The sequence below is a fragment of the Streptomyces sp. NPDC017676 genome (assembly GCF_044329325.1).
Taxonomy (GTDB): domain Bacteria; phylum Actinomycetota; class Actinomycetes; order Streptomycetales; family Streptomycetaceae; genus Streptomyces.
The window spans coordinates 157,707-170,621 of sequence record NZ_JBIRJA010000010.1 but is presented as its reverse complement, the minus strand read 5'-3'; the positions used below and the strand labels follow the sequence as shown (position 1 = coordinate 170,621).

Below are 12,915 nucleotides of genomic sequence, written 5' to 3'. Positions count from 1 at the left end.
CGAGGCGGTCGGTCGCGCTCCGGCGCGGTCAGTCGGTTTCGTTCGCGCGGTCCGCGGGATCGGCGGGGTCCGTGCGCTGGACGGGGCCGGGGGCCGGATGGTCCGGCCCGGCACCGGCGGACTCGCCGCCGGGCTGGTTCTTCGCGGGCTCACCACCGGGCTGGTTCCTGGCGGGCTCGCCGCCCGGCTGGTTCCTGGCGGGCTCGCCGCCCGGCTGTGGCTTCACCGGTTCCTCGGGCCTCGGCTTGTGCGTCATGAGTTCCTCTCCTGCCTGTGCGGCCGTCCGCTCCGGGCCGCCCGGTACCCGCGCCAGTTCCGGTGAGGCCGTGTCCAGCGGGACCGACCAGGCTCGTACCAGGCCCAACTGGACTCCCTGGCGCGGGAGTACGGCGTCCAGCAGCCAGTCGGCGGCGACCCGGACGCGGTTGCCGGGCAGCGCCGCCAGGTGGTAGCCGCGGGTGACGGCACCGGCCGCCGGGCCGGACAGCGGGATGCCGAACGGGTTGGCGGCGGCCCTGACCCCGCCGAGGTCGACGGCGAAGCCCAGGTCCCGGTGGCGGTACGGGCGCCGGCGCCGGCCGAGGCCGAGCGAGCCGGCCACGTTCTCCGCGGCCACCCGGCCCTGCCGCCAGGCGTGCTGGGCCGTCATGGGCGTGAACTTCCCCGGACGCTCCAGGTCCGGTACGGCGGCCGCGTCCCCGCAGGCGAACACGTCGGTGCGGCCCGGCAGCTGCAGACAGGGGTCGACGATCAGCCGGCCGCGCTCCAGCGGCTGCCGGACGGACTCCACCAGCGGATCCGGCCGCACGCCCACGCACCACACCAGCGTCCGGGACGCGACGAACTCCCCGTCGGTGAGCAGCACCCCGTCCCGGGTGGCCTCCCGCACCGACGTGCCCATCCGTACGTCGACGCCCCGGGCCCGCAGCACCCGGTCGGCCGTGCGGGACAGCCGCTCGTCCATCTCCGGCAGCACGCGCGGCGCCACGTCCAGCAACATCCAGCGGGGCCGCAGGCCGCCGGGCAGCGGGTGCCGGCGGACCAGGCGGTCGGTGAGCATCTGCAGGTGGGCGGCCACCTCGGTGCCGGTGTAGCCGGCGCCGACCACCACGAACGTGCACCGGGCGGCGCAGCTCTTCGGGTCCTCCTCGGCGGCGGCGAGTTCCACCTGCCGGGTCACGTGGTCGCGCAGGTAGAGCGCCTCGGGCAGTCCGCGGAAGCCGTGCGCGTGCTCGGCGACACCGGGGATCGGCAGCAGCTTGTTGACGCTGCCGACGGCCAGCACCAGCCGGTCGTAGCCGAGGGTGCCCGCGCCGCCCTCGGGGTCGGAGTAGCTCACGGTCCGCGCGTCCAGGTCGACACCGTCCGCCTCGCCGAGCACCAGGCGCACCCCGCGCAGCGTGCCGGGCAGCGACACGGTGACCCGGCGGGCCTCCAGGACCCCGGCGGCGACCTGCGGCAGCAGCGGCAGGTACAGGAAGTAGTCGGTCGGGTTCAGCAGGATGATGTCGGCCCGGTCGCGGGTCAGCCGGGCCAGGGTGCGCGCAGCCCGGTACCCGGCGAAACCGGCGCCGACGATCACGACGCGAGGTCGGCTCACGGTGCGCCTCCGGCGGTGTGGCTCGTCCGAGGTCTTCCGCGTAACCGGGGCCGGGGCACCCAAACGCCGGGCCGGTCACCCGGACGCCGCTCCGAGCACTCGAACGCCCCCGCCGCACACCGCCGGGGCGCACCGCACACCGCCGTGCCGGCGTTTCGCGCTGTCGGCCCCGGTTACCCGGGCCGCGTCCGGATCAGATCACCAGCGTCGCCCGCGCGGAGGTGCCCCCCATGCCCGAGTACGGCTATTTCCTGGCGAGCGAGGAGCACGACCCCGCAGCCCTCGTCGAACAGGCCCGGATGGCCGAGCAGGCCGGTTTCCAGGCGCTGTGGATCTCCGACCACTACCATCCGTGGAACGACGCGCAGGGACAGAGCGCGTTCGTGTGGTCGGTGATCGGCGCGCTGTCGGAGGCGGTGTCGCTGCCCATCGAGACCGCAGTGACCTGTCCGACCGTGCGGATGCACCCGGCGGTCGTGGCGCAGGCCGCGGCGACCAGCGCGGTGATGACGGAGGGCCGCTTCCGGCTCGGCCTCGGCACCGGCGAGGCGCTGAACGAACACATCCTCGGCGACCCGTGGCCGCCGCTGCACGTGCGCCTGGAGATGCTGGAGGAGGCGATCCAGGTGATGCGCCGCCTCTTCACCGGCGAGGAGGTCAACCACCACGGCACGCACTACACCGTGGAGAACGCCCGTCTCTACACCGTCCCGGAGGAACCCGTCCCGATCGACATCTCCGGCTTCGGCCCGAAGGCGACCTCGCTGGCCGCCCGCGTGGGCGACGGCTACATCACGATGATGCCGGAGGAGGAGATGGTCACCCGGTTCCGCAAGGGCGGCGGCGGGGCCAAGCTGGTCAGCGGCGGCACGAAGGTCTGCTACGGCGCCGACCGCGACGAGTGCGTCCGTACGGTACACCGGCTCTGGTACAACGAGCTGCTGCCCGGCGAGATGGGGCAGGTACTGCCCTCGCCGCGGCACTTCGAGCAGTTGCAGGAGCTGGTCACCGAGGACATGGTGCGGGAGAAGTCGGTGTGCGGGGACGACGTGGACGAGCACGTCTCGGCGCTGAAGGCGTTCGCCGACGCCGGGTTCGACCGGGTGTACGTGAACCAGATCGGGCCGGACCAGCGGGGGTTCTTCGACTTCTACCGGACGAAGGTGCTGCCGCAGCTCGGCTGAGGGGCGGGGCGGGGCCGGCGGCCCCGCCCTCGCGCCGTCAGGCCCGGTTGTGGGGTGCGTCCGGCGGTGTCTGTGGCGTCGGGGGAGTCTCCGGCATCGGCGGGTACGGCATCCCCAGACCGCCCGGCGGTGCGGCCGGCGCGGTGCCGCCGACCACGCGGTGCGGGGCTTGGGGTCCGTGCCCCGAGTGGGCGGCGCCGCGCAGGAAGTAGGCCACCGCGCCCAGGAGCGCCGCGGTGATCAGCGCCGCGGCCCAGCCGGGCAGGCCGATCGCCAGGGCCAGGCCCACGGCGAGGGCCACCGCGCCGCCCGCGTACAGGGCGGCGGCACCCGAGGCGGCGTAGAGCACGGCGGTGCGGCGCTGTTTGCGGGACTGCTCGCGCAGCTCGTCGCGTACCGTCTCGCGTGCCACCTGCGCCAGCTCCTCGACGAGGTGCCTGTCCAGATGTTCCAGGTGATCCAAACGGTCCATACCCTGCGGGTACCCGCCGGGCACAGCGGGTAACGCCGGGGGGCCTGCGCGCGCCCGGCGGCCCCAACTAGGCTCGGGCGCATGGAGATTCTGGGCGCCTCGCTGCGCATCTGCGTCGACGACCTCGAAGCCGCGATCCCCTTCTACGAGAGCCTGTCGGGCGGCACGGCCCTGCGCTTCCAGCGCGGCGGCGTCCAGGTCGCCGCGGTCGGTTCCTTCCTGCTCATGAGCGGTCCCGAGTCGGAGCTGGAGATCCTGCGCAAGGTGACGGCGACGATCGCGGTGAAGGACGTGGACGAGGCCCACCGGCTGCTGACCGGGCTGGGCGCCACGATCGTCGCGGGGCCGGTACCGACGCCGGTGGGCCGCAACCTGCTGGCGGTGCACCCGGACGGCTCGGTCTTCGAGTACGTCGACCAGCGGGGCTGAGCCGCTCAGTCGCGCATCTCGGCGGTGAGGGCCCAGCGTTCGTGATCGCGCCAGGCCCCGTCGACGTGGATCATGTCGGGTGAGAAGCCCTCCAGGCGGAACCCGGCGCCCCGGGCGAGGGCGATGGAGGCCGCGTTGCCCGGCTGGACGTTGATCTCCAGCCGGTGCAGGCCGAGCGGCCCGAAGGCGTACCCGATCACCAGCTCCAGCCCTTCGCGCATCAGGCCCCGCCCGGCCGCGTGCGCGAAGGCGCCGTAGCCGAGGGCGCCGCACTGGAAGCCGCCGCGCACGATGTTGTTGATGTTGATGAAGCCGGCGATGGCCCCGCTGTCCTTCTCGCACACCAGGAAGCCGGCCCGGGCCGGATCCTCGATGAGCCGGCCGGCGTAGTCGGCGTACGCCTCCTCGGTGTCCGGCGGGAACAGCCAGGGCCGGTGCAGGTCCTTGCTCTCCCGGGCCCGTGCGGTGAACTCGGGGCCGTCGGCGAGGGTGAAGGGGCGGATGGCGACGCGCGGGCCCTCGGCGAGGGGACGGGACGGCGGGTGCGGCATCCGGCCAGCCTACGGCGTTCGCGCGGCGCCGGCTCGTCCGACCGGCCCTCGCGTCAGCGCCGGTCGGTCCGCGTCCGCGCGCCCGCCCGCACCTCGGTGCGACGCCGGCCCCTGACACTCAGCCTGACCGCCCCCGCGTCAGCGCAGCGCCGGCTCGTCCAGTGTCAGCGTGCCCGTCTCCGCGTTCAGCGTGGCCGCGACTCCGAGCGGGATCGTCAACGCCCCTTCGCCGTGGCCGAATCCGACGTTCTCCGCGACCGGGACCCCGAGTCCGCCGAGCCGGTCGGCCAGCAGGGGCCGCAGCCCGGCGTAGTCCGAGCAGTCCTCCCAGGAGCCGAGCAGCACCCCGTGCACCCCCTCCAGCCAGCCGGAGCGCAGCAACTGGGTGAGGTAGCGGTCCAGCCGGTACGTCTCCTCGCCCACGTCCTCCAGGCAGAGCAGTCCGCCGCGCGCGGAGGGCCGGGCGTGCGGGGTACCGAGTTCGGCGGCGAGCAGGGAGAGGCAGCCGCCGAGGGTGACGCCCCGGGCCCGGCCGGGGACGAGGGCCGTACCGCCGGAGGCGATCGTTTGGACGGTCTCGGGGGCGAACAGCGTGGCCCGCAGGTGCTCCTGGGCCCGCGCGTTCTTGATGAAGTCGATGCCGGCCGCCACCGGCCCGTGCAGGGTGGCGAGGCCCAGGCGGGTCGCGAAGGCCTCGTGCAGGACGGTGATGTCGCTGAACCCGACGAAGACCTTGGGCCCGGCCGCCCGCAGCGCGTCCCAGTCGAGCAGGTCGACCATGCGCTGCGCGCCGTAGCCGCCGCGGGCGCACATCACGGCGTCGACGGAGGGGTCGCACCAGGCGTTCTGGAGGTCGGCGGCGCGGTCGGCGTCCGTGCCGGCCAGGTAGCCGAACTCGGGGTGCCGGTCCAGGACATGCGGTCCGACCACCGGGTCGAGGTCCCAGCCGCGCAGCACGTCCAGGCCCGCCTGGATCCGCTCCTCGGGCACCGGTCCGCTGGTGGCTACGACGGCGACCCGGGCACCGGGGGCCAGCCGGCGTGGTCGCAGGAGTTCCTTCACTGGTTCAGCTCCACCTTCGGCACCGGCGGTGTCGGGTCGAGCCCGAACACCTGGGCGTACAGGGACAGTTCGGCCTCCAGGGCGCGGATCATGGTGTCGGCCCGGCGGAACCCGTGCCCCTCCCCCGCGAAGGTGAGGTAGGCGTGCGGCACGCCCCGGCCCGCGATCCGGGCGAGGAAGCGTTCGCACTGGGCGGGCGGGCAGATGACGTCGTCCAGGCCCTGGAGGAGCAGGAACGGCGCGGTGAGCCGGTCGGCGTGCGTGGTCGGTGAGCGGTCGGCGTACCGGGCGGGCACCTCGGCGCGCGGGCCGATCAGCGACTCCAGGTAGCGGGACTCGAAGTCGTGGGTGTCGCCGGGGCCCCAGGTGGCGAGGTCGAGCACCGGGTAGATGACGGTGCCGCAGGCGTAGACGTCGGTCGTGGTCAGGGAGGCGGCGGCGGTCCAGCCGCCCGCGCTGCCGCCCCGGATCGCCAGCCGGGCGGGGTCGGCGGTGCCCTCCTCGGCGAGGGCCCGGGCGACGGCCGCGCAGTCCTCGACGTCGACCACGCCCCACTGCTCGCGCAGCCGCTCCCGGTAGGCCCGGCCGTACCCGGTGGAGCCGCCGTAGTTCACCTCGGCGACGCCGATGCCCCGCGAGGTGAAGTAGGCGATCTCCAGGTCCAGCACGAGCGGCACCCGGCTGGTGGGGCCGCCGTGCGCCCAGATGACGTACGGCGGCAGCTCGCCGTCGGGCGCGGTGCGGGCGGGGTGGTGCGGCGGGTAGAGCTGGGCGTGCACCTCGCGGCCGCCGGGGCCGGTGAAGGTGCGGGCCCGCGGCTCCGGGTAGTAGGCGGGGTCGACGGGGTCCTGGTGCCGGCAGCCGATCACCCGGGAGCGGCCGGTGGCGGTGTCCAGTTCGACCACTTCGTAGGCGGTGCGGGGGCCGGCCGCGACCGTGACGACGCGTGTGCCGTGGGTCGCGAGGCCGGCGGCGCACTCCGTCCACGGTCCGACGGCGTCCACGATCTCGCCGGACTCCGGGTCGAGTATCCCGAGCGCGGCCGGCCCTCGACCGTGGAGGACGGCCAGGAGACCGTTGTCCAGGGGCGCGAACCAGCGCAGTCCGAGCTGCCACAGCGGCCCGCCGAACTCCTCCTCGCGCGGACACAGCGGGGTGCCGTCGCGGTAGAGGTTCCACCAGCCGCTGCGGTCGCTGACGTACAGCAGGCCGCCGTCCGCCGACCACTCGACCTGGGCGACGGCCTCGTCCGGGCCGCCGGCGACGGTCCGCGCGTCCTTCAGCAGGCCGTCCTCCGTCACCTCGGCGACCAGCAGCTCCGTCCCGTCCCACGGCATCCGCGGGTGGTCCCAGGCCAGCCAGGCGGCCCGCCGGCCGTCCGGGGAGAGCCGGGCACCGGTGACGAACCGGTGCCGGGGCCCGATCAGCTCGCGGACGGCGGCGCGGTCGCCGGCGGCCGAACCGTCCAGCGGTACGGCGGCCTGCACCCGCCGGATGTCGTCGGGGCCGTCCCCGGTGGACTCCTCCAGCACGCACCAGACCTCACCGCGGGCGAGGTCGATCCGCGGCTCCGCCCAGCGCAGGCCGCCGCCCACCGGTGAGACCGGGGTGAGCGGGGCGGGCTCGCCGCCTGGCTCGTACCGGTACAGCCGCTGGTCGGCGAAGTGCACGAAGACGATCAGCGGCCGGCCGTCGTGAACCACCCCGGTCCAGGGCCGGCCGCCGTACTCGATGACCCGGCTGCGCACGTTCCACGGCGCGGGCAGCACGGACTCCTCGCCCCCGTCGGTCCGCCGCCGCACCAGGGCCCGCCGGCCGCCCTCGGCCGGCCGGGGCTCGGTCCACCAGACCTCGTCCCCGACGAAACCCACCCAGTCCGGCCGCCCGTCGTGCGCGGCGGCGAGGGCCGCGTCGATCGGCGAGGGCCACGATCCGTACGGCGCGCTGCGCATTTGCTCCCCCATCGTCTAGGCCGTCCGCAGGAACCGGTCCAGGACGCGGACCCCGAAGTGCAGTGCCTCCACGGGCACCCGCTCGTCCACTCCGTGGAACAGCGCCTGGTAGTCGAGGTCCACGGGCAGCTTCAGCGGGGCGAAGCCGTAGCCGGTGATGCCCAGCCGGGAGAACTGCTTGGCGTCCGTGCCGCCCGACATGCAGTACGGCACCACGTGCCCGCCCGGCGCGAACTCCTCCACCGCTGCCCGCATCCTCGCGAACACCGGCGCGTCCACCGGTGCCTGGAGGGCCACTTCGCGGTGCGCGAACTCCCAGTCGACGTCCTGCCCCGTCAGCTCGTCCAGCGTGGCGGTGAACTCCTCCTCCGCACCGGCCAGATAGCGCCCGTCCACGTGGGCGACCGCCTCGCCCGGGATGACGTTGAGCTTGTAACCGGCGTCCAGCATGGTCGGGTTGGCGCTGTTGCGGACGGTCGACTCGACCAGCTTCGCGGCCGGGCCGAGCTTCTCCAGCAGCCGGTCCACGTCGGTGAAGTCGGGGTCGATGCCGTACAGCCCGGCGAGTTCGGTGAGGGCGGCCCGTACGGTGGGCGTGAGCCGGAGCGGCCACTCGTGCTCGCCGATGCGGGTGACGGCGGCGGCGAGCCGGGTCACCGCGTTCTCTCTGTTCACCTTGGAGCCGTGCCCGGCCCTGCCCCGCGCGGTGAGCTTCAGCCAGGCGGTGCCCCGCTCCCCCGCGGCGACCGGGTAGATCTCCCGCCCGGACCCGTCGTGGAAGGTGAAGGCGCCCGACTCGCTGATGCCCTCCGTGCAGCCCTCGAAGAGTTCGGGGTGCCGGTCGGCGAGGAACCCGGAGCCGTCCTCGGCGCTGGCCTCCTCGTCGGCGGTGAACGCGAGGACGATGTCCCGGCGGGGCCGCACGCCCTGCCGGGCCCAGCACCGGACCACGGCCAGGATCATCGCGTCCATGTTCTTCATGTCGACGGCGCCCCGCCCCCACACCACGCCGTCCCGGACCTCGCCGGAGAACGGGTGCACGGTCCAGTCGGCGGCCTCGGCCGGCACCACGTCCAGGTGCCCGTGCACCAGCAGCGCGTCGGCGGACGGGTCGGTGCCCTCGATGCGGGCCACGACGTTGGTGCGGCCCCGGGTACGCTCCAGCAGCAGCGGGTCCAGGCCCGCCCCCGCCAGCCGTTCGGCCGCGTACTCGGCGGCGGGCCGCTCCCGGCAGTCCCCGCCGCCCCGGTTGGTGGTGTCGATGCGGATCAGGCCGGAGGTGAACTCCACGACCTCGGCCAGGGCCAGTTCGTCGGCCTGCTGGTCAGCCATACTGCTCCTCCACGGCGGCAGAGACGATCGTGGTGACCGCCTTGAACGTCCTGATCCCCTCGTACATCGTGGCGCTGGTGTACGCCACCTTCCGCTCCCCGGTCCGCGCCACGCCCGGCACGACGGTCGCGGCCATCGCGAGATGTTCGGCGTCGAACTCGACGGCGACCGTGAACGGGCCGTCATCGACCGGTGGGTGACGGACCGCCAGCCGGGCGGCCTCCTTGGCCGCCGCGCGGATGTCGGCCGCGGTCCGGGCCGGCGTCCGGCACACGGCCGCGTACCGCGACACATGGTCCTTGACGGCGACCTTCGGGGCCTCGGGCGCGTAGCCGAGGGCGTCCTCGCAGGCCACGTCGTCGCCGGTGACGAGGACGACGGGGACGCCGTACTCGGCGACGACGCGCGCGTTGAGCAGACCCTCGCTGGCGCGGACGTCGTTCAGCCACACCCCGGTGATCTGGTTGGCCAGGTAGGTGTGGGCGAGGACGCCCTCCATGCCGGCGCCCGCGTGGTATCCGACGAACGCGATGCCGTCGACGTCACCGTGCTGGACGCCCTCCACCATGGACAGCGCCTTGTGCCGGCCGGTGAGCATCTCGACCCGCTCGTCGAGCCGCTCCAGGAGGAGGTTGCGCATGGTCCAGTGGGCCTCGTTGACGAGCACCTGGTCGGCGCCGCCGTCGAAGAAGCCCTCGACGGCGGCGTTCACGTCCGAGGTGAACATCGAGCGGCACCGCTCCCACTGCGGCGTCCCCGGCAGCACGTCGGCGGGCCAGGTGACGCCCGTGGCCCCCTCCATGTCGGCACTGATGAGGATCTTCATGGTCGGTCACGTTACGCGTCGAGCGGCGGACAGGCTACGACCTCGCCGGGGGAAGCGATCTCGGGTCCGGTCAGGCCCCGGCGAGGACGAACCAGCGGGCCGGCAGGTCGATGCGGGTGCCGTCCGCGAGGTGCTCGGTCTGCGGCAGTACCGTCTCGCCGTCGGCCAGGACGGTGAGACCGGCCTTGACGAGCAGTCGCGGTATCTCCTCGTCGGGTGCGTCGGCGGGCTTGAGGCCGTGGTGGAAGACGCGCTGGAGCTTGGGGCCCGGGCCGCCCGGCTCGGACGCCGCCCGCCGCAGGACGTCGCGCGAGCCGGAGGTGAGCTCGACCACGAAGGCCCGGCCTTCGGTGCCGATGAGTTCGGCGACGGCGGCGGCCACCGCGGGGCGCGCGGCCGGTTCGCTCTGGTGGATGACGGCCCGCATGTAGACGTGGCTGTCGCCGAGCCGCTGGTGCAGGGCGCGGACGGCGTCCGTGTCGGTGAGGTCGAGCTGCTGGAACTCGACGGGGGCGCCGTTCGCGGCGCGGCGGGCGTGCTCGACGGCGGCGTGCGAGAGGTCGACGCCGACGGCGCGGGTGAAGCGGGTGGCCAGGTAGCGGGTCTGGGTGCCGTTGCCGCAGCCGAGGTCGACGATCGTCCGGCCGTTGTCGGCGTGGGCCAGGAGCAGTTCGCTGTGCGGTGCGGCGCTCAGGGAGGGGTCGGCGTCCCAGATCGCCTCGCCCCGGCCGTCGGAGGTTTCACTCCAGTAACTCTCCCACGCGTTGCGGTAGTTCTCCGAGACGTTCATACGATCTCCCCACGGGTCGGTTCCGTGATCGGGATATCGCGGGGACGGGGAGCAGGGCAAGAGCCGGGCGGTCACCTTCACGAGATGTACGGCCCCTGGTCGCTCGGGGCGCGCGGTCCGCGTGCCCCGTCCTGCTGTCAGTCGCGGGTGGTGACGGCCTGCTCGAACCAGACGGTCTTGCGGTGTCCGCTGCCGCTGGCGCCCCACTCCCGGGCCAGCCGGCTGACCACGCGCAGGCCACGGCCCGACTCGTCGTGGGGGCCGGCGCTCAGCATGGCGGGCAGGGCGGGTTCGTCGTCGGTGACCTCGAACAGCAGCGCGTCCGTGCGGACCACCCGCAACCCGATCCGGTCGCTCTCCGCGTGCCGGACGGCGTTGGTGACCACCTCGCTGACCAGCAGCTCGGCCGTCTCCACGGCCTGCGGCAGGCCCCACTCCAGGAGCCGTTCGCGGACCAGGCGGCGGGCGCGGGCCACCTCGCGCGGGTCGGCGTCGAGCCGCCACTCGGCGACGTGCTCGTCGGGGATGCCGTTGAGACGGGCCATGAGCAGGGCGACGTCGTCCTTGCGTCCGCCGCGGGTGTTCAGGGCGCGGATGATGGTGTCGCAGGCGTCGTCCATGGAGGCCGCGGGGTGGGCGGCGGACTCGCAGAGCGCGGCGAGGCCCTCGCCGATGTCGGAGCCGCGCACCTCGACCAGGCCGTCGGTGCACAGCACCAGCCGGTCTCCGGGCGCGACCTTGACCCGCCTGACCTCGAAGGGGACGCCACCGACGCCGATCGGCGCTCCGGTGGGCAGTTCGAGGAGTTCGCTGCTGCCGTCCTCGGCACGGACCAGCACGGGCGGGATGTGGCCGGCGTTGGCGAGGGTCAGGTCGCCGCGGATCGGGTCGTACACGGCGTACAGGCAGGTGGCGAGGTAGGTGTCGCCGAGCCTGCGGGCCAGGTCGTCCAGGTTGCGCAGCAGTTGGGCGGGCGGGGTCTCCATCGCGGCCATGGTCTGCACGGCGGTGCGCAACTGGCCCATCATCGCGGCCGAGTTGAGGCCGTGTCCCATGACGTCGCCGACCACGAGGGCGGTGCGGGAGCCGGGCAGTTTGATGGTGTCGAACCAGTCGCCGCCGATCCGGCCGAGCCGGGTGCCGGGCAGATAGCGGGTGGCGATGTCGCAGCCGGGCATCCGCGGGGTGACCTGCGGCAGCATGCTGTCCTGGAGGGTGTCGGCGACGTTCTCCTGGTAGGTGTACATACGGGCGTTGTCGAGCACGAGGCCCGCGCGGGCGGCGAGTTCGGCGCCGGTGGTGCGGTCCATGTCGTCGAACTGCGGCCGGTCGGGGCGGCGCATCAGCACCATGAAGCCGAGGACGACGTTGCGCGCCTTGAGCGGCACGATGAGCAGCGACCGGCCGCCGATGAGGGGCCGCAGGTCGCGCTTCTCGAACTCGCCGGAGATGCGCTCGGAGAGCTCCTCGGTGACCCTCGGGACGAGCACCGGCTCGCCGGTGACCATGCACTGGTAGAAGGGGGTGTGCTCGGGGAAGGCGAAGGCCTCGCCGACGGGCACGGTGTCGTCCCAGCGGCCCGGTTCGTCGTTGTGCTCGACCCAGACGCGGAACATCACGGTGCTGGCGTCCGGCGGGCCGTCCGGGAAGCCTTCGCCGGCCAGCACGGCGGCCCGCAGATGGGTGCCGGCGAAGTCCGCGAACCGGGGCACGGCGGCGCTGGTGACCTCGCGGATGGTCTCGCCGAGGTCCAGGGAGGAGCCGATGCGGGAGCTGACCTCGTTGAGGAACTCCAGCCGCTCGCGGACGGCGGCGTACTCCAGGTCCAGTTCGGCGCCGGCCGGGACCACGGCCACGGCCCGCTGCCGCGGTGCGTCGGCTTCCTCGGCGCGGGTGCGCCCGGGGCGGCGGGGCACACCCCAGTACGGGGTCACGGGCACCCGGTCGTACTGGCTGAACTCCAGGACCGGATAGCCGAGTTCGAGGACCTGCGCGACGATGCGGGCGCTGAGTCCCGGACCCATGTTGGGCAGGATCTCGGGCAGCCGCCGTTCGAGTTCGTCGGAGGCGGGCAGTTCGGTGTGGCGGGCGAAGCCGGGCGAGATGCGTTCGGCGGTCTCGTCGTCGTAGCCGCGTTCGTCGCGCAGCCGGGTGGCGTCGGCGGCGAGCACGAGCAGCCGCGCGGGGCCCGGGCCGACCAGCGGGTAGGCCCACCACAGCACGTCCAGCCGCTCCCCGTCGGGCGTCCGCGGGGGCGGGCGGAGACGGGCGCGCCCGGCCGTGGCGTAGCCGGTGTGCCCGCCGAGCGAGTTCTCCAGGTCGGGGCCGGGCCCGTCGTACGTCTCGTACGCGTCCGGCAGCGCGCCGTCCTGGAGGTCCTCCGGCAGGGCACCGGAGACGGGCAGCAGGTCGGCCGCGGGCTGTCCGACGGCGTCCTCACGGCTGACGCCGAACAGGCGCCGCGCGCCGGTGCTCCAGTGGGACACCAGCCCGGCCCGGTCGACGACGACCACGGCCAGCGGAATCCGGCCCGCGGCGGTGTCGCCGATGCCGCGCCCGGGAGCTGTGTCCCGCTCGCTGCCACGGTCCATGGCCCAGGCCCTCTCTCCCCACGGCTGTCCGCAAACGATCTGTGCCGCCCGCCACTACGGTAAGACGACCGCCGGTCGCGATGTGTGGCAATCCTGGAATTGGTTTCAGCGGATCGCTCCGGCGCG

The 12,915-nt window shown here is 74.1% G+C and carries 11 protein-coding genes; 2 read left to right on the top strand and 9 right to left on the bottom strand.

Features of this window, described 5'->3' with window-relative positions; translation table 11 throughout:
- Positions 1-28: 28 nt before the first annotated feature.
- Positions 29-1,600: an FAD-dependent oxidoreductase gene (locus ACH4LD_RS23100; protein WP_398053653.1), complete on the bottom strand. Its 1,572-nt coding sequence runs from the start codon at positions 1,598-1,600 to the stop codon at positions 29-31.
- Between the two features lie 230 nt (positions 1,601-1,830).
- On the opposite strand from ACH4LD_RS23100, the gene ACH4LD_RS23095 reads away from it, so the two are divergent.
- The gene (locus tag ACH4LD_RS23095; protein ID WP_398053652.1) at positions 1,831-2,784 is read left to right on the top strand and encodes an LLM class F420-dependent oxidoreductase; all 954 of its coding nucleotides are present in this window, start codon (positions 1,831-1,833) and stop codon (positions 2,782-2,784) included.
- A 37-nt stretch (positions 2,785-2,821) separates the two neighbouring features.
- On the opposite strand, the gene ACH4LD_RS23090 is transcribed toward ACH4LD_RS23095, so the two are convergent.
- Complete coding sequence (locus tag ACH4LD_RS23090) at positions 2,822-3,256, bottom strand: phage holin family protein (protein WP_398053651.1); 435 nt, start codon at positions 3,254-3,256, stop codon at positions 2,822-2,824.
- An 81-nt stretch (positions 3,257-3,337) separates the two neighbouring features.
- Here ACH4LD_RS23090 and ACH4LD_RS23085 point away from each other — a divergent pair, with 81 nt between their 5' ends.
- Positions 3,338-3,685, top strand: a complete 348-nt coding sequence (locus ACH4LD_RS23085) for a VOC family protein (RefSeq protein ID WP_132782751.1) — start codon at positions 3,338-3,340, stop codon at positions 3,683-3,685.
- Positions 3,686-3,690: 5 nt separating this feature from the next.
- Here ACH4LD_RS23085 and ACH4LD_RS23080 read toward each other — a convergent pair whose 3' ends face one another.
- The 7 genes from ACH4LD_RS23080 to ACH4LD_RS23050 all read right to left on the bottom strand — a co-directional run bounded on the left by ACH4LD_RS23080 (position 3,691) and on the right by ACH4LD_RS23050 (position 12,789).
- Entirely contained in the window at positions 3,691-4,236 is a 546-nt protein-coding gene (locus ACH4LD_RS23080) for a GNAT family N-acetyltransferase (protein ID WP_398053650.1), read from the bottom strand.
- Positions 4,237-4,374: 138 nt separating this feature from the next.
- The gene (locus ACH4LD_RS23075; RefSeq protein WP_398053649.1) at positions 4,375-5,298 is read right to left on the bottom strand and encodes an LD-carboxypeptidase; all 924 of its coding nucleotides are present in this window, start codon (positions 5,296-5,298) and stop codon (positions 4,375-4,377) included.
- Positions 5,295-7,250, bottom strand: a complete 1,956-nt coding sequence (locus ACH4LD_RS23070; protein ID WP_398053648.1) for a prolyl oligopeptidase family serine peptidase — start codon at positions 7,248-7,250, stop codon at positions 5,295-5,297. Before ACH4LD_RS23070 ends, ACH4LD_RS23075 begins: the two co-directional genes overlap by 4 nt.
- A 15-nt stretch (positions 7,251-7,265) precedes the next feature.
- Positions 7,266-8,582: a M20/M25/M40 family metallo-hydrolase gene (locus ACH4LD_RS23065; RefSeq protein ID WP_398053647.1), complete on the bottom strand. Its 1,317-nt coding sequence runs from the start codon at positions 8,580-8,582 to the stop codon at positions 7,266-7,268.
- Complete coding sequence (locus tag ACH4LD_RS23060) at positions 8,575-9,408, bottom strand: M55 family metallopeptidase (RefSeq protein ID WP_398053646.1); 834 nt, start codon at positions 9,406-9,408, stop codon at positions 8,575-8,577. Before ACH4LD_RS23060 ends, ACH4LD_RS23065 begins: the two co-directional genes overlap by 8 nt.
- Before the next feature lie 70 nt (positions 9,409-9,478).
- Positions 9,479-10,198 (bottom strand): class I SAM-dependent methyltransferase, encoded by a 720-nt coding sequence (locus tag ACH4LD_RS23055; RefSeq protein WP_398053645.1) that lies wholly within the window; start codon positions 10,196-10,198, stop codon positions 9,479-9,481.
- 137 nt (positions 10,199-10,335) lie between these two features.
- Positions 10,336-12,789, bottom strand: coding sequence for a SpoIIE family protein phosphatase (locus ACH4LD_RS23050; protein WP_398053644.1), 2,454 nt, complete (start codon positions 12,787-12,789; stop codon positions 10,336-10,338).
- Positions 12,790-12,915 lie beyond the last annotated feature (126 nt).

Excerpts from the sequence above, each read along its gene's own strand:
- ACH4LD_RS23095 (WP_398053652.1), top strand. The coding sequence starts at position 1,831 with ATGCCCGAGTACGGCTATTTCCTGGCGAGCGAGGAGCACGACCCCGCA.
- ACH4LD_RS23060 (WP_398053646.1), bottom strand. The coding sequence starts at position 9,408 with ATGAAGATCCTCATCAGTGCCGACATGGAGGGGGCCACGGGCGTCACC.
- ACH4LD_RS23065 (WP_398053647.1), bottom strand. The coding sequence starts at position 8,582 with ATGGCTGACCAGCAGGCCGACGAACTGGCCCTGGCCGAGGTCGTGGAG.
- ACH4LD_RS23085 (WP_132782751.1), top strand. The coding sequence starts at position 3,338 with ATGGAGATTCTGGGCGCCTCGCTGCGCATCTGCGTCGACGACCTCGAA.
- ACH4LD_RS23070 (WP_398053648.1), bottom strand. The coding sequence starts at position 7,250 with ATGCGCAGCGCGCCGTACGGATCGTGGCCCTCGCCGATCGACGCGGCC.
- ACH4LD_RS23050 (WP_398053644.1), bottom strand. The coding sequence starts at position 12,789 with ATGGACCGTGGCAGCGAGCGGGACACAGCTCCCGGGCGCGGCATCGGC.
- ACH4LD_RS23090 (WP_398053651.1), bottom strand. The coding sequence starts at position 3,256 with ATGGACCGTTTGGATCACCTGGAACATCTGGACAGGCACCTCGTCGAG.
- ACH4LD_RS23055 (WP_398053645.1), bottom strand. The coding sequence starts at position 10,198 with ATGAACGTCTCGGAGAACTACCGCAACGCGTGGGAGAGTTACTGGAGT.
- ACH4LD_RS23080 (WP_398053650.1), bottom strand. The coding sequence starts at position 4,236 with ATGCCGCACCCGCCGTCCCGTCCCCTCGCCGAGGGCCCGCGCGTCGCC.